We start from the raw sequence: 16,854 nt of genomic DNA, 5'->3' as shown, positions 1-16,854 counted from the left end.
GTTTCGATGCAAGATAGCGAGTAATTTTTACTCATCAGGATGCCGTCGATGTTGCCTTTCAAAGCCGTACTGATCTCTTTTCTTTGCATCATCTTGCTTTCATTAGGCGCGAGCTTGGCGCAGGCAACGCGAAGCGGTGAGCTCACCTCTGAACGCGGTGGCTGGGCATCAGCAAGGCGCGATTCGGCCGGTATCGCACCGGATCCGCAGCGTTATGCGGCAGAAGCTATCGTGCAGGTTTATGCTGCGCCGACTTATGGCTGGAAGGGCGCGGTGGCGGTGCATCCGTGGATTATCTTCAAGCGCGCCGGTGAAACCCGCTATAACCGTTACGAAGTGATTAGCTGGGGCAGCGGCGATAAAGTGCGTCGTAACAGCAATCTTCCCGATGGTTATTGGTACGGTGCGAAGCCGCGTCTGCTGGTTGACCATCGCGGCAGTAGCGCAGAAGCGATGATTCCGCAGATCGAAGCGGCCATTAAATCCTATCCCTGGCCGACCACGTATCACGCCTGGCCGGGACCCAACAGCAATACTTTTATGGCGCATATAGGCCGCGAGGTTCCGGCGTTGAAGTTGGATCTACCGGCTAACGCGCTCGGCAAAGATTATCGCTCGCTGCTTAATCCGGTAGGTTTACCACCTTCAGGTCGCGGCGTGCAGCTTTCCCTGCTGGGCGTGTTGGGTGTGACGGTTGGCGCGGAAGAGGGGCTGGAAGTGAACTTGCTGGGATTAAACATGGGGCTGGATTTCACACCATTTAGGCTGCGTCTGCCGTTTATCGGCGGCATCGGTCAGAATAATGTGCAGCGAGACAATCCCTAAAAATGGCCCCGATTTGGGGCCATTTTTTTAACAGACGCCGAAATCGCCGTCTTCGTGATACAGATTCACGCTATCGGCTCTGACTTCAATTTCACGCTTGATGTGATCGTCAACGCGAGCGCACCACAGCATATCGCCTTCCACGCGCAGCACCTGCATCTTTGGGCCACCGGTCTTAGACTGCACAAAATCATCCACGTTAAACATGCTTCTTCTCCGTCAGGTCAGTGATAACAACAGAGTCTATATGCACTTCAGGCGCTGTGCGCTTGATTTTGTGCGCTGTCTTCCAGCACAAAACTGAATCAAAGCGCGTTGAGACCGTTCTAGTTATTTTCTGCAGCATTCGCCGCTGAAATAGTATCGAAACACTTCGCGGTTGTCAGTTGACAACTTATTGCGGTGAGCATAAGGTAGCCAGCGATGTCAGAGAGGAAGCGGCATCCGCATAAAGCGGTCGAAGGAGCTTTGCGATATGCAGAAGCGAGAGGTTGGAAGATTGCAGTTGGCGGTCACCATGCGTGGGGCAAGATGTACTGCCCAGATAATTCGACAGAGTGTCGATGTGGGGATTACTGCATTACCTGCATCTGGAGTACGCCAAAAAATCCCGAAACGCATGCCAAACTGTTACGGCGCGTGGTGGATAACTGCAGTGAAAGCCCTCAGCGGGTTAAGTGACGAGGAGTGAAACATGGAATTTGAGTTTACGCTGCGTTTTCAGCTCAATGATGAGAGCGACATCGATGAAGTGATCGAACGGCTCGGTTCGCAAGGCTGCACTGATGCGTTAATTGGCGCGGGTGTGGCGGGAAAATTAAGCATGACGTTCTGCCGCGAAGCCAGCACTGCACAGGACGCGGTGCGCAGCGCGTTGGAGGATGTTTTTGAGGCATTGCCAGATGCGGAACTGATTGAAGCCGCGCCAGATTTAGTCGGGCTGACGGATATCGCAGAGTTGATAGGAGTTTCGCGGCAGAACATGCGTAAGCTGATGCTCAGCCATAGCCCGCAGTTTCCGCGCCCGATTCATGATGGAAAAACAGCCATATGGCATTTAATCGATGTGCTGGAGTGGTTAAATCAGCGTGGTTCAACGCGGGTCAATCCAGCAATGAGTGAACTGGCGCGCGCAACGTTGCAACTCAATTTACAGCAGATGCTGCAACGTTACGCACACTGTTTAAAGCCTTAATGATGCAGCAAAAATATCGTCGCCAGACCAAGGAAGATAAAGAATCCGCCGGTATCGGTGATCGCGGTGATCAGCACGCTAGAGCCAACGGCGGGATCGCGTTTCATTTTGGTCATGATTAACGGAATCAGCACGCCCATCAGCGCGGCCAGCAGCAGGTTCAGCACCATCGCCAGCATCATCACGCCGCCGAGTTGCAGGTTGTCGTACATCAGCCAGGTGACGCCGCCCATAATGCCGCCCCAGAACAGGCCGTTAATCAATGCCACGCCGAGTTCACGCATGATCAGAAACGAGAAGTTACCCGGTTCAACCTGATGCAGCGCCAGCGCACGCACAATCATGGTAATGGTTTGATTGCCGGTGTTGCCGCCGATGCCGGCGACGATTGGCATCAGCGCCGCCAGCGCAACCAGCTGCGATATGGTGGCTTCAAACAGGCCAATCACGCGCGAAGCGACAAATGCGGTACACAGGTTAACCGCCAGCCAGGCCCAGCGTTTGCCCACCGCTTTGCGCACCGGCGCAAACACGTCTTCGCCCTGGCTGATACCCCCCATTTTACGGATGTTGCTTTCGTTCTCTTCGTTCACCAAATCGACCACGTCTTCAATGGTGATACGGCCAATCAGTTTGCCTTGAGCATCGGTGACCGCAGCGGAGATCAGGTTATAACGTTCAAACGCGCTGGCAGCGTCTTCCGCTTTATCGTTGAGCTGAAACGTGGTGGGATGCGAATTCATCACTTCTGCGACCAGCATCTTCGGTTTGTTGAGCAGAATATCAGTGAGCGTTAACTCACCTACCAGTTGATTCTGTTCGTCGGTGATAAAGATCTTATCGGTGCCGTCAGGCATTTTTTTGCCTTTACGCAGATAGCGCTGCACCGTGGCTAAGGTCACGTCAGAGCGCACCGTCAGGATATTGAAATCCATGATCTGCCCGACGCGATCGCGATCCAGCTCGATCACGCTCATCAGTCGCGCGCGCAGGCTAGGTTCAAGGGTGGTGAGCAGACGTCCGGTTAAATCGCGCGGCAGGTAGCGCGCCAGATATACCTGATCGTCGATATCCAGCGGCTCGATGGCGTGCAGAATATCGCGATCAGACATTTCTTCCGTCAGGCTGGCCCAAACGGTTTCTGAAGCCTCAACCAGGACGTGACCTCGCTGTGCCGTCGGCACTAAACGCCACAGCGCCTGACGCTCTTCTTCCGGCAAGGCTTCGAGGATGTCGGCTAAATCCGCGGCGTGCAATTGCTGCAGCTCAAGCTCTAATTCATGACGCCAGTCGGTGATATCACGCAGTTCGGCGGCATTCAGATCGACGGATTTATCCAGCAGAACATCAACCAGATCGTGCTCGTTGAGGAGCAGGTTGAGAATGTGATGACGGGTTTCAGCTAATTTTTGTGAATGCGAAGCAGACATAACGCGTTCCTTGTGTCTGTAAAGTCAGCTCACAGTGTAGCGCGTTGCGGGTAACAGGACGTAAAAAGCAGCATTGTCTCAAAGGACAATGTTTAGCAGCGACAGCCGACCCGCAAATTATTTAGCGCGAATCACTGGTGCTCAGCGTGACCGGTTCAGGGATGGCTTTCTTTTGCTGATGATGCTCGATGGCACCGGGAATGATGAAAAGCAGGCGGCCGAACAAAATTAAGAAGCTGACCAGTAAAACAATGCGGGTCATGGTGCCAGTTTTGGGACGTCTTCGTGCAGAGATAGCGCTGTTCACGCGGGGTGGTTCCTGTAAATGCCCGATGGGCGGAGGCAATATTTAGTCACACTTAGATCGCTAAAGCAATCGCTGTGTGAAAAATGAGCGAAAAAGGTTCAGCGCACTGATCGACATCAGACAATCGAATGGCCGCACAAAGCGGCCGTTAATTCAGTAACTGGCTTTCTGCGCCAGCAGCGTGGCGAAACGGGTTTTAATGCGGTTACCGTTTTCATCACGACGATGCAGTTCACCGACCTCTTCGTTGTATTTCACAATATGCCAGTTGCGGTAATAGTGGCTGAGTTCACCGGATTTAAACGCAAATGGGAAGTTTTGCGTATTGGGATAATCATCGGTATCCATCGCCGCCACAATCAGGTTGTAGCCATATTTACGCGTGCTGGCCTGCATATCGGCAATCAGCTGCGGAATGGTTGCCGGCTGCAGGAACATCATCACCACGGTCGACAGCACAAACTGATAGCTGCCGTTGAAGCGCACGCTATTCAGATCGCACAGCTCGGTGTGAATGTTCTGTAGATTCTCTTCCGCGATGATGCTGTTCAGGCGCTCCAGACTGGCGGGATTGCTGTCCCAGGCCGTCACGTCAAAGCCATGCTGATTGAGAAACAGACTATTGCGGCCCTGGCCGCAGCCCAAATCCAGTGCTTTCCCTACTTCAAGATGAGGCAGGGCCGCCAGCACTTCAGAATGGGTCGGCGTGAGGCCGTATTTTTCAGCGTAATAATTATCGGGGCGTGTCGTCATAACCAGATTGCGGGCCAGCTGCCCGCATTACTCCTCTTCTTCCAGCATCAGTTTCCAGCCGGTGACATCATTCCAGTAAGCTTGCTCGCGCTCCAGATCCAGCTGCACCAGCGTATTCTGGCTCAGGAAGCCGGCAGGGAAGGTCAGCGTCCAGTGGCCGTCGTCGGTGCTGAGCTTGAGCGAATCCGGTTTGGTGGTCGCCTGGCGCTGATTATTCAGCAGCGTGCCAAGACGCAGCAGGAATACCATCGGCAGAAACTGTTTCTTTTTAAACAAGGTGAAACGCGGCATCTCATCCTGCTTCACCGCTTTGCGGTGATAACGTACCAGCGTGGCCAACAGCATCTGTTGATCCTGATTAAAGCCCGGCATGTTGGAGTTCTGCAGGATGTAAGCCGAATGGCGCTGCATGCCGCTGTGATTGATGGTCAATCCCACTTCATGCAGCAGCGCGGCCCATTTCAGCAGCGCCGACAGTTGTGGATTGGCTTGCTTGGGATTCTGCTCCTGCCACTGCAAATAGAGCTTCTCGGTGGTTTCCAGCACACGGCGCGCCTGATCGCTATCAATCGCATAGTGATTTGCCAGACTTTGCGCGGTGCGGCTGCGAATGTCCTGATGACGGAAACGGCCTTCCATCTCATACAGCACGCCTTCACGCAGTGCGCCGTCAGAGAGACGCAGTTCGCGAATCGCTAACGCATCAAACACGCCACACAAAATCGCTAAGCCCGGCACAAACACCGCTTTACGCTCTTCCGACAAGCCCGGCAGGCTCAGCGCATTAAACGACTTATGCTTCAGCACTTCGCTGGTCAGCAATTCCAGCGTTTCTGGCGTAATCAGCTTTTCTTTTTCGCCCATCGCTAGCAGCACTTCGCAGGCCGCTTTAATGGAGCCCGACGCGCCCAGCGCATATTGCCAGCCGTGCAAACGATATTGCCACGCCATGGTTTCCAGCTTTTGCGCAGCGGAGAGGCGCGCGCGGCGGAAGTTTTCTGGCGTAATTTCGCCTTTGGGGAAGAAGAGATTGGCGAAGCTGACGCAGCCCATGCGGCGGCTCTCTACCAGCTGCGGCTCAAAGTCTTCCCCAATCACCAGTTCGGTGGAGCCGCCGCCGATATCGATCACCAGCTTGCGGCCTTTTTCCGGCTGCGTGTGCTCCACGCCCATAAAAATCAGACGCGCTTCTTCGTTGCCGGAGATCACTTCGATCGGATAGGGAATCACCTCGGCCGCGCGCTGCAGAAACTCCTCCGCATTGCTGGCGATACGCAGCGTGTGCGTGCCGACGATCGTCACGTTGGCGGAACTGAAGCCCTGCAAACGTTCGGCGAACAACGCCAGACAGCTCAGCCCGCGCTCGATCGCTTCTTCGCTCAGGCGATTATGCGCATCCAGTCCATCGGCGAGATGCACGCGCTGTTTCAGGCGTCCCAGCACTTGCAAAGCGCCATCCACCACGCGGGCAATGACCATATGGAAGCTGTTCGAGCCGAGGTCGATTGCCGCGAATTCCTGAGGTTTCGGCGTACTTTTATGTGAGATTGGCATAGGCGTTATTCGGGTTGTTCCAGTTTCTTGATGTAGTCATAAATGGCCAGTTGCGAACGCACCTTTTTACGGTTGCCGCGCGGCACATAACGATTACTCAGCTCTTTATCGACGATGCGGGCTTTCACCGTATCACTAAACAGAATGGCGATGATGTCCAATATGCGCTGCTTCACGCGGGGATCAAGAATCGCCACGGCAACTTCAATGCGGTGATCAATGTTACGCGTCATCCAGTCCGCGGAAGAGAGGAACACCTTTTTCTCACCGCCGTTCTCAAAAATATAGACGCGGTCGTGCTCGAGATAGCGGTCAACGATGCTGGTAATGCGAATATTTTCACTGATGCCCGGTAAATCGGGGATCAGCGAACACATGCCGCGCACCAGCAGATTCACTTTCACGCCTGCCGACGAAGCAGCGTAAAGTCGATCAACTAAACCATTATCCACCAGGTTGTTGATCTTCAAAGTAATGCCAGCAGGATTGCCTTGCTGCGCGTTGGCGATCTCGGCATCAATGAACTTATACAGCACGTCGCGCGAGTTCTGCGGTGACACCAGCAAATGCTCGAAAGTGACCGGACGATACGGATTCTCAATGAAGTTGAACACGCGACGCACTTCATTGGTGATGCGCGCATCGGCGGTCAGCAATGAATAGTCAGTATAAATGCGCGCGGTTTTTTCGTTGAAGTTCCCGGTACCGATATGCGCATAACGCACCACTTCTTCGCCTTCACGGCGCGAAATCAGGAACAGCTTGGCGTGAATTTTCAGACCCGGCGCGGAGAAGATCACATGCACGCCCGCTTCGGTCAGGCGTTTCGCCCAGCGGATGTTGGCCTCTTCATCGAAGCGCGCCTGCAGTTCCACCACCACCGTGACTTTCTTACCGTTATAGGCGGCGTGAATCATCGCATCCATGATGCGCGAGTTTTTCGCTACGCGGTAAATATTGATCTTAATCGCCAGCACGTTCGGGTCGAACGAGGCCTGACGCAGCAGCTCCAGCACATGCTCAAAGGTGTGATACGGATAGTAGAGCAGCACATCACGATTGCGGATGGCGTCGAAGCCGTTGCGGAAGCCGTCAAAGCCGATGTGGCGAATTTGCGGCAGCGGACGGTTCTCCAGATTGCTTTTACCAACGTTCGGGAAGCCGATGAAATCTTTGAAGTTATGGTAGCGGCCGCCGGGCACTATCGAATCGTAGTTCGAAATCGACAACTTATGGCGCAGCATTTCCACCATCGCATCCGGCATATCGCGCTGATAAACAAAACGGACCGGCTCGGCATTGAGACGCTGCTTCAGGCTCGACGACATCAGCTCCAGCAGGCTCGATTCCATCTCTGTAACCAGATCGTATTCGGCGTCGCGCGTCATCTTCATCGAATAGGCGTTCAGCGTATCGTAATCGAAGAAGCCTTTGAAAATTTCATCGAGGCAATAGCGCAGGATGTTATCCAGCAGAATCATTGGCTTGCGCCGACGTGGCGACTCAGCCGGCAAGTTTATAAAGCGCGGCACTTTATCAGACGGGATCTCCAGCAGCGCATAACGAATATCGTCGCCGCGAATGATCTCCACCGCCAGATAGGTGTAATCGTCTTTCAGGAATTCGATCAGATCGGTGTCATGGTTAATCAGAATCGGCGTAACGTGCTGGCGTAATTGATGTTTGAAGTAGTAGCGCAGCCACTCTTGCTGATTCGGTGACAGTTGACGTTCGTTAATCAGGAAGATCTGATTACGCGCCATTTCCAGCAGCAGATCGTTGTAGAGCGCATCAAACTCCTGATCCGATTTCTGCACCCGCAGCTGAATTTTCTTTAACAGATGCCGCAAAGAGGTCGGTTTGCCTTGCTCTTCGCTGATCAGAATTCGCCGCTTGAGATCGGCAAAGCGCACTTTATAGAACTCTTCGAGGTTATTGGAGTAAATCCCGAGGAAGCGCATGCGTTCAATCAGCGGATTACTTTTATCCGAGGCTTCCTGTAACACACGTTCATTGAAGCTTAACCAGCTTAATTCTTTTTCTATATACAGCTTATCCTGACCCATTCTGACTCCGAGATGCTGATGCTGGACGGAATGTCCGGCGGAAAAGACGCAAAAATGCGTTACCGCTCAGTGTCCGTCACCATTATGGCGAGAGTATGGCAGGCTTGTCCAACGTCAAAGGTTGTCTTATCAATCAGCTACGGGCAACATAGCGACTTGTTTCCACCGGTAACCTGGCCTGCATGAGCATAAATCGTATTCCCGTCCACTTTAGCGACCGTCGTCGACGCGCCACTGATAATTTAGTGCGCCGCGTCGTCACAGCTTGCGGCGTGGGAATTTTGCTGCTGATGTTACTGCTGTTCTTCTGGTTGATCTGGGTGGTGTTGCCGCTGTTTAGCGCGCCGGGAATGCATGCCACCACCAATATTCAGCTGTGGGACAAAAACCCAATGCTGGCGATGGGCAGCGACGGCCATTTAGGCTGGCGCATCAGCCGCAACGAAGCGCGCTTTATTCCGCTTGATGGTCAACCTGCCGCACCCGCACTGGCGCTGAATGGCAAGCCCGATGCGGCGATCGCAAGCTTTGATAACCGCAGCGTGCTGCTCAATATGCAGGGCGAACTGCTGTTAATGCAACCGGTTATCCGCAACGGCAGCGGCGAATGGGGCTTCCCGCTCGGCGATCGTCCACTGCGCTTACCGCAAGGCCCGGTCAGTAACATGGCGTTGACGTCGCTCAACGACCATCAATGGTTGATCGCGGCGCAAACCGCAGCTGGCATCAGCTTGCTGACGCTGGAAAATCAGCAAAAGGTGAATCAGATCCTGTTACCGCAGCAGCAGGCCGATCATCTGCTGTTGTCACCGGATGGCTCTTTGCTTTACGCCAGCAGCGGGCGTTTGCTGCGCGTGTGGCAAATCACATCTGATGGCGCACAGTTACGTGAAACGCAAACCCTCAATCTGCCGCCGCAAAGCCTGCATATGCTGGCCGGTGGACGCACCTTGCTGATTCAGGATGCGCAAGGCGTACAGCAATGGTTCGCTATCGCCAGTGATCAAGGGCCGCGCTTACAACAGATTCACACCTTCAACGGTAGCCAGCAGGTGCGCGGCATTACGCCGGAGCCGCAGCGCCGCGTGTTTGCCACTTACGATGCGCAGGGCAAGGTTCAGCTGTTCGCCAGCAAGCAGCAGGGCGCGATTTTAACGCGTCAGCTGGCACCGGGCATTCAGGCACTGGCCTTCGCGCCGCACGGTGATGCCTTGATCATTGAACGCGCCGGGGAATGGCAACAGTTTGCGCTGGATAACCCGTGGCCGGACTTCACCTGGCGCAACCTGTGGCAAAAAATCTGGTACGAAAACTATCCGCAGGCCGATTGGGTATGGCAATCCACCGCGGCGGGCGACAGCTATCAAGCCAAGTTCAGCCTGATGCCGCTGGTACTGGGCACGCTGAAAGCCGCCTGTCTGGCGCTGCTGTTTGCCACGCCGCTGGCGCTGGCCGCCGCGATGTACACCGCGTGGTTTATGTCGCCGGGTTTACGTCGCTGGGTGAAACCGGCGATCGAAATGATGGGCGCGCTGCCCAGCGTGGTGATTGGTTTAATCGCTGGCGTGTGGCTGGCGCCGCACATCAGCACCGCGCTGGTTGGCGTGCTGCTGCTGCCGCCGGTGTTGGCCGCGACCTTATTATTGTGCGGCGTGCTGAGTCCGCGTTTGCCGGCCAGCTGGCGACGTCCTGGTTTTGAAGTGATTCTGCTGCTGCCACTACTGTTAGTGGTGACCTTGCTGACGCTGTGGCTGCCGACGCTGTTCTGGCCGGAGATTGGCGAGCGTTTAGCGCATTACGAACAGCGCAACTTATTAGTTGCTGCGCTGGCGATGGGTTTTGCACTGGTGCCGCTGATTTTCACCCTATCGGAAGATGCGCTGTTCAGCGTGCCGGGCGCGCTGGGGCAGGGCTCGCTGGCGCTGGGCGCCACGCCGTGGCAAACCCTGACGCGTGTAGTGCTGCCGGGTGCCTCGGCGGGCATCTTCGCTGCCTTGATGATTGGCTTTGGCCGCGCCGTCGGCGAGACGATGATTGTGCTGATGGCCACCGGCAACACGCCGGTTAGTGAAGGCGGCTTATTTGCTGGCCTGCGTGCACTCTCCGCCAACATTGCCATTGAGATGCCCGAAGCCGCAGCGGGCAGCGCGCATTATCGCATTCTGTTCCTCAGTGCGTTGTTGCTGTTGATCTTCACCTTGGTGATCAACACCATCGCCGAGTTGATTCGTCAGCGCTTGCGCCAACGCTATAGCCAGCATGAGGGCCACGGATGACGGCGATAAAACAAAACGATCGCTGGCGCTGGCTCACCGCCGGCGCCGTCGCGGTTTGCCTGCTGGCGTTTACCTTGCTGATTGGTTTGCTCGGCTGGCAGGGCGTGCGTGCCTTCTGGCCGCAGCCGGTCGATCAATATCAGTTCCAGCCGCCGCAAGGCAGCCCGGTGATGGTGCTGGGTGAAACCTTGCAAAAGCAGCAGCAGGGCGAACAGTGGCGCTATGTGGTGAAAACCGGCAACCGTGATTTTGCCGCGCCGGATTTCCGCGTGCTCTACAGTCAGAGCGAGGCGAAAACCCGTCGTCCTGCTGATGTGTTGGTGCTGCAGCGCCGCAACGGCGGCAACGCCTATGGTTGGCTGGTGGAGCTGCGCCAGGATAACGAAGTCATGACCGCTCAAAGCCGCGATGCCTTGCTGCATCAGCGTTTGCAGCAGGTACATGAGCAGCTGCGCCAGGCGAGTAACATCCGCCGCATTGAGATGGCGCGCCTTAATGCACAGCTGGAAAGCCTGCAGCAGCAGGCCGATGAGCAGCAGCGTAACGGCCGTTTCAGCCTGGAGGTGCAGTCTGAGTTTGATGCCAATCGCACGGCGTTACAGCGCCGCTTTAACGCGCTGGCGCAGCAGTTAACTCATCTGCAGCACGAAAGTCAGCGCGATACGCTGGTGCTGCGCGATGTGAACGGCGTGGATCACACCATCCTATTGGCGCAGGTGGTGGATGCGTGGTATCCGAATGCCATGACCTTAACCAACAAAACGCTGCACTTCTTCGGTCAGATTTGGCAATTCGTCAGCGATTCACCGACTTCCGGTGGCGGCGAGAGCGGGGCGTTTCCGGCGATTTTTGGCACTGTGCTGATGGTGCTGTTGATGTCGATCATCGTCATGCCGCTCGGCGTCATCGCGGCGGTATGGCTGCACGAATACGCCGGACGCAATGCGTTGACGCGGCTGGTGCGCATCGCGGTGGTGAATCTTGCGGGCGTGCCGTCAATTGTCTACGGCGTGTTTGGCCTCGGTTTCTTTGTCTGGCTGATTGGCGGCACCCTCGACCAGCTGTTTTTCTCCAGCGCCTTACCCAATCCGACTTTTGGTACGCCGGGATTGCTGTGGGCCGCGCTGACGCTGGCGCTGCTGACGCTGCCGGTGGTGATCGTTGCCACCGAAGAGGGATTGTCGCGCATTCCGGATAATCTGCGTCAGGGATCGCTGGCGCTGGGCGCAACGCAGGCGGAAACGCTGTGGCGCGTGGTGCTGCCGCTGGCGGTACCGGCCATGCTCACCGGCTTGATTCTGGCGGTGGCGCGTGCGGCTGGAGAAACCGCGCCGCTGATGCTGGTGGGCGTGGTGAAGATGGTGCCTGAGCTGCCGGTTGATGCGGTGTTCCCTTATCTGCACCTCGATCGCAAATTCATGCACCTCGGTTTTCAGATCTACGATTTGGCGTTCCAGAGCCCCAACATCGATGCTGATCGACCGCTGGTTTACGCCACCGCTTTGCTGCTGGTGGTGATCATCCTGTCGCTCAATCTGCTGGCGATGGCGTTGCGCCATCGGCTGCGTGAGCGTTACCGGATTATGACGCACTAAAAAGGTTTCTGATGACGCCCGATTACGACATTGCCCTTAGCGTTAATCAGCTGTCGCTGTGGTATGGCGAACGCCAGGCGCTGAATAACATTGATCTGCAGATTCCGAAGAACCGCATCACGGCGTTGATTGGTCCTTCCGGATGTGGCAAATCGACGCTGCTGCGCTGTTTCAATCGCATGAATGATGTGATCGATCGCTGCCGCATTGAAGGCGAGATTCTGCTCGGTGATTACGCGGTGATGCAGGCGAATCAGGATCTTCCCGCGCTGCGTCGCCGCATTGGCATGGTGTTCCAGCGGCCGAATCCGTTTCCTAAATCGATCTACGAAAACGTGGTTTACGGCCTGCGCTTGCAGGGCGTGCGCGATCGTCGCGTGCTGAATGAAGCCTGTGAGCGTGCGCTGCGCGCGGCGGCGTTGTGGGGCGAAGTGAAAGATCAGCTGGGGCAGAACGCGTTAACGCTCTCTAACGGCCAACAGCAGCGTTTGGTGATTGCGCGCGCCATTGCCATCGAGCCGGAAGTGTTGCTGCTGGATGAGCCCACTTCGGCACTTGATCCGATCTCAACGCTGGTGATCGAGGAGTTGATGACCACGCTGAAGCAGCATTTCACGCTGGTGCTGGTGACGCACAATATGCAGCAGGCGGCACGCGTGTCGGATTACACCGCGTTTATGCACAACGGTCAGTTGGTAGAGTTTGACGAAACCGACAGAATCTTCACCTCACCGAAAGCGCGGCGAACCGAAGATTATATTACGGGAAGATTTGGTTAAAAAAGTCTGCGATTTGTAGCGGCGCAATTTATTGCGCAATGCCCGGATGGGCACGATGTTGCCATCGAAATGCGCGATAAATCGCGCCGCTACGGAATATGCATAACATTCAATCGTGAGCATAGCCTTGCGTCGGTAATAACTGACCATCCAGCCATGCTTTACCTTCACGCATCTGCAAACGCCCATCAACAAACCAGCTGATCACCAGCGGATAGATCGCGTGTTCCTGATGCTGCACGCGCGCGCTGATCTCGTCTTCGCTGTCGCCAGCAAACACCGGCACACGCGCTTGCAAAATAATGGGTCCGCCATCCAGCTCGTCAGTGACAAAATGCACTGAGGTGCCATGCTCCTCGTCGCCGTTTTCCAGTGCCTGACGATGTGTGTGTAAGCCCGGATATTTCGGCAACAGCGACGGATGAATATTCACCAGACGATCGTGATAGTGCGCGACAAAAGCGCTGCTGAGGATGCGCATATAACCGGCCAGCACCACCAGATCCGGCGCGTAAGCATCAATCTCCTGCATCAGCTGGCGATCAAAGGCTTCGCGGTCGGCAAAATCACTGGCGGCTAACGCAAGTGACGGGACATTGGCTTCCCGCGCGCGCGTTAAACCAAACGCGCTGGCTTTATTACTGAAAACGGCAGCGACGCTGCCGTTGATACGCCCGCTTGCGCAGGCGTCGAGGATGGACTGAAGATTGCTTCCGTTGCCGGAGATCAGTACAACCAGTTTTTTCATGGATTGATAACCACACGCTCTTCGGAATCAGATGCTTTAATCACACCGATTTTCCACGCTTTTTCGCCTGCGTCGGTCATCAGCTGTACCGCTTTATCGGCTTCTGCCGGGCTCAGCGCAATCACCATGCCCACGCCGCAGTTAAAGGTGCGGTACATTTCGTGACGGCTAACGTTGCCTGCCTGCTGCAACCAGCTGAACACTGACGGCCACTGCCAGCTGCTCTCTTCCAGCACCGCCTGGGTGTTATCTGGCAACACGCGCGGGATGTTTTCCCAGAAGCCGCCGCCGGTCAGATGCGAAATCGCATGCACATCAACCTGTTCGATCAGGCTAAGGATGTTTTTCACATAGATGCGGGTTGGCGCCAGCAGGTGATCGGCCAGTGATTTGCCATCCAGCTGTTTGGTGGCCGGATCGGTCTGGCTGACTTCAAGAATCTTGCGCACCAGTGAATAACCGTTCGAGTGTGGGCCGCTGGAACCCAGCGCGATCAGCACGTCGCCGTCCTGCACTTTCGAACCGTCAATGATCTCTGATTTTTCCACCACGCCGACGCAGAAACCCGCCACGTCGTAATCTTCGCCGTGGTACATGCCCGGCATTTCAGCGGTTTCACCGCCGACCAGCGCACAACCCGACTGCAAGCAACCTTCGGCGATGCCGGTGATCACCGATGACGCGGTATCCACATCCAGCTTGCCGGTCGCGTAATAATCGAGGAAGAACAGCGGCTCAGCACCCTGAACAATCAGGTCGTTAACACACATCGCGACCAGATCAATGCCGATGCTGTCGTGGCGTTTGAGATCCATCGCCAGACGCAGCTTGGTGCCGACGCCATCGGTTCCGGAGACCAGCACCGGCTCGCGGTACTTCTGCGGCAGCGCACAGAGCGCGCCGAATCCGCCCAATCCACCCATGACTTCCGGGCGGCGGGTTTTTTTCACTACGCCTTTAATACGGTCAACCAGATCGTTACCAGCATCGATATCAACACCGGCGTCTTTGTAGCTGAGAGAGGTTTTGTCGGTCACTGCGGAATCCCCACGCGAGTTGCGGTTGGTGGCAAAAATTAAGCGCGGCAATTCTAACAGCGCAGGCAAACGTTTGCGAGTCCCATCTCATGCTGCCTTTGCATCGCCTCAGATTTTCGCCAATCCTTAGATGACGCAGGCTATTGACCGATGACAAGTGGCGCAGCAGCGAAAAGGCGGTATAATCCGGCGATTTTTTTTTAGCTCAACTCAATTCCGGGAGAACAATCATGAAGATCGTGGAAGTCAAACACCCGCTGGTCAAACATAAACTGGGCCTGATGCGTGAGCATGATATCAGCACCAAGCGTTTCCGCGAGCTGGCCTCGGAAGTGGGCAGCTTGCTGACCTATGAAGCCACCGCCGATCTGGAAACCGAGCGCGTCACCATCGAAGGCTGGAATGGTCCGGTTGAAATCGATCAGATCAAAGGTAAAAAAATCACCGTGGTTCCGATTCTGCGTGCGGGTCTTGGCATGATGGAAGGCGTGCTCGAGCACGTTCCCAGCGCGCGCATCAGCGTGGTTGGCGTGTATCGTGATGAAGAGACGCTGGAGCCGGTTCCTTATTTCCAGAAGCTGGTTTCGAACATCGAAGAGCGCCTGGCGCTGGTGGTCGACCCGATGCTGGCAACCGGCGGTTCGATGATCGCCACCATCGATCTGCTGAAAAAAGCCGGTTGTACCAGCATTAAAGTGCTGGTGCTGGTGGCCGCACCTGAAGGTATTGCCGCGCTGGAGAAAGCGCATCCGGATGTGGAGCTCTACACCGCATCTATCGATCAGGGATTGAACGAGAAAGGCTACATCATTCCTGGACTCGGTGATGCCGGGGACAAGATTTTCGGAACCAAATAAAAGAAACCAGCCGGCCAGAGAGTCGGCTTTTTTTTGGCAGAAACACAACATTGTCATCCTCGAGTTATTCGAGCCAACGCAGCCATGGCTCGAAGAACGAAGAGGATAGGGGAAAATAATGACTCGTCGTGCAATCGGCGTTAGCGAACGCCCACCGCTGTTACAAACCATTCCACTCAGCCTACAGCACCTGTTCGCCATGTTCGGCGCAACCGTGCTGGTGCCGATTCTGTTCCACATCAACCCGGCCACGGTGTTGCTGTTTAACGGCGTCGGAACGCTGCTCTATCTGTTTATCTGTAAAGGCAAAATCCCCGCTTATCTCGGATCGAGCTTTGCCTTTATTTCGCCGGTGCTGCTGCTATTGCCGCTGGGTTATGAAGTGGCGCTGGGCGGCTTTATTCTCTGCGGTTTGCTGTTCTGTATGGTGGCGCTGATCGTCAAGAAAGCCGGTACCGGCTGGCTGGACGTGATGTTCCCACCGGCAGCGATGGGCGCGATTGTCGCGGTTATCGGTCTGGAACTGGCGGGCGTGGCGGCGAATATGGCCGGCCTGCTGCCTGCTGACGGCACATCGCCAGACAGCAAAACCGTAATCATCTCAATGGTGACGCTGGCGGTCACCGTGTTTGGTTCGGTGCTGTTCCGTGGTTTCCTCGCCATCATCCCGATTTTAGTCGGCGTATTGGTCGGCTATGCGCTCTCTTACGCGATGGGCATTGTGGACTGGACCGCGGTGGAAAATGCGCCGTGGTTTGCGCTGCCAACCTTCTACACGCCGCGTTTTGAATGGGTGGCGATGCTGACTATTCTGCCAGCCGCGCTGGTGGTGATTGCCGAGCACGTGGGTCACTTGGTGGTCACCGCGAATATCGTGAAGAAAGATCTGATCCGCGATCCGGGTCTGCACCGCTCGATGTTCGCTAACGGTTTATCCACCATGATCTCCGGTTTCTTCGGCTCCACGCCGAACACCACTTACGGCGAGAACATCGGTGTAATGGCGATTACCCGCGTGTACAGCACCTGGGTAATTGGCGGCGCGGCGATCTTTGCCATTCTGCTTTCGTGCGTCGGCAAGCTGGCGGCGGCGATTCAGGCGGTTCCTGTGCCGGTGATGGGCGGCGTATCGCTGCTGCTGTACGGCGTAATTGGCGCGTCCGGTATTCGTGTGCTGATCGAGTCTAAAGTGGATTACAACAAAGCGCAGAACCTGATCCTGACCTCGGTGATCCTGATCATCGGCGTGAGCGGTGCCAAAGTGCATATCGGCGCGGCCGAGCTGAAAGGCATGGCGTTGGCGACTATTGTAGGCGTCAGCCTGGCGCTGATCTTCCGTTTAATCAGCGTATTGCGCCCGGAAGAGGTGGTGCTGGACGCTGAAGAGAAGCGCGAAAGTTAAGGCTGCAAGCCGGGCAGGGAAGCCCGGTTC

The 16,854-nt window shown here is 55.7% G+C and carries 16 protein-coding genes; 8 read left to right on the top strand and 8 right to left on the bottom strand.

The window, feature by feature from the left end:
* The first annotated feature begins 48 nt into the window (after positions 1-48).
* The gene (locus tag K5Y33_RS09920; protein ID WP_008108318.1) at positions 49-825 is read left to right on the top strand and encodes a DUF3750 domain-containing protein; all 777 of its coding nucleotides are present in this window, start codon (positions 49-51) and stop codon (positions 823-825) included.
* A gap of 27 nt (positions 826-852) precedes the next feature.
* On the opposite strand, the gene K5Y33_RS09915 is transcribed toward K5Y33_RS09920, so the two are convergent.
* Positions 853-1,032, bottom strand: a complete 180-nt coding sequence (locus K5Y33_RS09915) for a DUF2158 domain-containing protein (protein ID WP_101763499.1) — start codon at positions 1,030-1,032, stop codon at positions 853-855.
* 216 nt (positions 1,033-1,248) lie between these two features.
* On the opposite strand from K5Y33_RS09915, the gene K5Y33_RS23670 reads away from it, so the two are divergent.
* Positions 1,249-1,506 (top strand): hypothetical protein, encoded by a 258-nt coding sequence (locus K5Y33_RS23670; protein ID WP_255606666.1) that lies wholly within the window; start codon positions 1,249-1,251, stop codon positions 1,504-1,506.
* Positions 1,507-1,519: 13 nt separating this feature from the next.
* Entirely contained in the window at positions 1,520-2,020 is a 501-nt protein-coding gene (locus K5Y33_RS09910) for an AlpA family transcriptional regulator (protein ID WP_222233795.1), read from the top strand.
* Here the strand turns inward: K5Y33_RS09910 and mgtE are convergent.
* The 5 genes from mgtE to ppk1 form a co-directional block, all read right to left on the bottom strand.
* The gene (mgtE, locus tag K5Y33_RS09905) at positions 2,017-3,450 is read right to left on the bottom strand and encodes a magnesium transporter (protein ID WP_110866477.1); all 1,434 of its coding nucleotides are present in this window, start codon (positions 3,448-3,450) and stop codon (positions 2,017-2,019) included. The two genes, K5Y33_RS09910 and mgtE, sit on opposite strands and share 4 nt — an antisense overlap.
* Before the next feature lie 121 nt (positions 3,451-3,571).
* Positions 3,572-3,757 carry a YfgG family protein gene (locus tag K5Y33_RS09900; protein ID WP_110866478.1) on the bottom strand — a complete coding sequence of 62 codons (186 nt, stop codon included), beginning with the start codon at positions 3,755-3,757 and terminating at the stop codon, positions 3,572-3,574.
* Between the two features lie 153 nt (positions 3,758-3,910).
* Positions 3,911-4,516 (bottom strand): tellurite resistance methyltransferase TehB, encoded by a 606-nt coding sequence (gene tehB, locus K5Y33_RS09895; RefSeq protein WP_137386274.1) that lies wholly within the window; start codon positions 4,514-4,516, stop codon positions 3,911-3,913.
* Between the two features lie 21 nt (positions 4,517-4,537).
* Positions 4,538-6,064, bottom strand: a complete 1,527-nt coding sequence (ppx, locus tag K5Y33_RS09890) for an exopolyphosphatase (RefSeq protein ID WP_101763505.1) — start codon at positions 6,062-6,064, stop codon at positions 4,538-4,540.
* Between the two features lie 5 nt (positions 6,065-6,069).
* Positions 6,070-8,130 carry a polyphosphate kinase 1 gene (gene ppk1 / locus K5Y33_RS09885; RefSeq protein WP_101763506.1) on the bottom strand — a complete coding sequence of 687 codons (2,061 nt, stop codon included), beginning with the start codon at positions 8,128-8,130 and terminating at the stop codon, positions 6,070-6,072.
* Positions 8,131-8,312: 182 nt separating this feature from the next.
* Between ppk1 and K5Y33_RS09880 the strand changes: the two genes are divergently transcribed.
* Genes K5Y33_RS09880 through pstB form a run of 3 tightly spaced genes read left to right on the top strand, consistent with a single transcriptional unit; the run spans position 8,313 to position 12,780 of the window.
* On the top strand, positions 8,313-10,406 hold the full coding sequence (locus K5Y33_RS09880) for an ABC transporter permease subunit (RefSeq protein WP_222233794.1): 2,094 nt from the start codon (positions 8,313-8,315) through the stop codon (positions 10,404-10,406).
* Entirely contained in the window at positions 10,403-12,001 is a 1,599-nt protein-coding gene (gene pstA / locus K5Y33_RS09875; protein ID WP_222233793.1) for a phosphate ABC transporter permease PstA, read from the top strand. Before K5Y33_RS09880 ends, pstA begins: the two co-directional genes overlap by 4 nt.
* Before the next feature lie 11 nt (positions 12,002-12,012).
* Positions 12,013-12,780, top strand: coding sequence for a phosphate ABC transporter ATP-binding protein PstB (pstB, locus tag K5Y33_RS09870; RefSeq protein WP_101763509.1), 768 nt, complete (start codon positions 12,013-12,015; stop codon positions 12,778-12,780).
* Positions 12,781-12,889: 109 nt separating this feature from the next.
* Here pstB and purN read toward each other — a convergent pair whose 3' ends face one another.
* Both purN and purM read right to left on the bottom strand, forming a co-directional pair.
* Positions 12,890-13,528, bottom strand: coding sequence for a phosphoribosylglycinamide formyltransferase (gene purN / locus K5Y33_RS09865; RefSeq protein ID WP_192411398.1), 639 nt, complete (start codon positions 13,526-13,528; stop codon positions 12,890-12,892).
* A complete protein-coding gene (purM, locus tag K5Y33_RS09860; RefSeq protein WP_008108330.1) occupies positions 13,525-14,565 on the bottom strand; it encodes a phosphoribosylformylglycinamidine cyclo-ligase in 1,041 nt (346 codons plus the stop codon). The genes purN and purM overlap by 4 nt, the downstream gene beginning before the upstream one ends.
* A gap of 230 nt (positions 14,566-14,795) precedes the next feature.
* On the opposite strand from purM, the gene upp reads away from it, so the two are divergent.
* A complete protein-coding gene (gene upp, locus K5Y33_RS09855) occupies positions 14,796-15,422 on the top strand; it encodes a uracil phosphoribosyltransferase (protein ID WP_008108331.1) in 627 nt (208 codons plus the stop codon).
* Positions 15,423-15,540: 118 nt separating this feature from the next.
* Complete coding sequence (gene uraA, locus K5Y33_RS09850; protein ID WP_137386270.1) at positions 15,541-16,824, top strand: uracil permease; 1,284 nt, start codon at positions 15,541-15,543, stop codon at positions 16,822-16,824.
* The last annotated feature ends 30 nt before the right edge of the window (positions 16,825-16,854 follow it).

It is taken from the genome of Pantoea sp. DY-17 (assembly GCF_019795975.1).
In the GTDB taxonomy this organism is placed as follows: domain Bacteria; phylum Pseudomonadota; class Gammaproteobacteria; order Enterobacterales; family Enterobacteriaceae; genus Pantoea; species Pantoea leporis.
This window is presented reverse-complemented; position numbering and strand designations above follow the sequence as displayed.

Bases quoted from the DNA above. Each gene is read 5' to 3' on its own strand.
- ppx (WP_101763505.1), bottom strand. From the start codon at position 6,064: ATGCCAATCTCACATAAAAGTACGCCGAAACCTCAGGAATTCGCGGCA.
- pstA (WP_222233793.1), top strand. From the start codon at position 10,403: ATGACGGCGATAAAACAAAACGATCGCTGGCGCTGGCTCACCGCCGGC.
- purN (WP_192411398.1), bottom strand. From the start codon at position 13,528: ATGAAAAAACTGGTTGTACTGATCTCCGGCAACGGAAGCAATCTTCAG.
- pstB (WP_101763509.1), top strand. From the start codon at position 12,013: ATGACGCCCGATTACGACATTGCCCTTAGCGTTAATCAGCTGTCGCTG.
- K5Y33_RS09880 (WP_222233794.1), top strand. From the start codon at position 8,313: ATGAGCATAAATCGTATTCCCGTCCACTTTAGCGACCGTCGTCGACGC.
- K5Y33_RS09910 (WP_222233795.1), top strand. From the start codon at position 1,520: ATGGAATTTGAGTTTACGCTGCGTTTTCAGCTCAATGATGAGAGCGAC.
- upp (WP_008108331.1), top strand. From the start codon at position 14,796: ATGAAGATCGTGGAAGTCAAACACCCGCTGGTCAAACATAAACTGGGC.
- K5Y33_RS09915 (WP_101763499.1), bottom strand. From the start codon at position 1,032: ATGTTTAACGTGGATGATTTTGTGCAGTCTAAGACCGGTGGCCCAAAG.
- mgtE (WP_110866477.1), bottom strand. From the start codon at position 3,450: ATGTCTGCTTCGCATTCACAAAAATTAGCTGAAACCCGTCATCACATT.
- K5Y33_RS09920 (WP_008108318.1), top strand. From the start codon at position 49: ATGTTGCCTTTCAAAGCCGTACTGATCTCTTTTCTTTGCATCATCTTG.
- uraA (WP_137386270.1), top strand. From the start codon at position 15,541: ATGACTCGTCGTGCAATCGGCGTTAGCGAACGCCCACCGCTGTTACAA.
- K5Y33_RS23670 (WP_255606666.1), top strand. From the start codon at position 1,249: ATGTCAGAGAGGAAGCGGCATCCGCATAAAGCGGTCGAAGGAGCTTTG.
- ppk1 (WP_101763506.1), bottom strand. From the start codon at position 8,130: ATGGGTCAGGATAAGCTGTATATAGAAAAAGAATTAAGCTGGTTAAGC.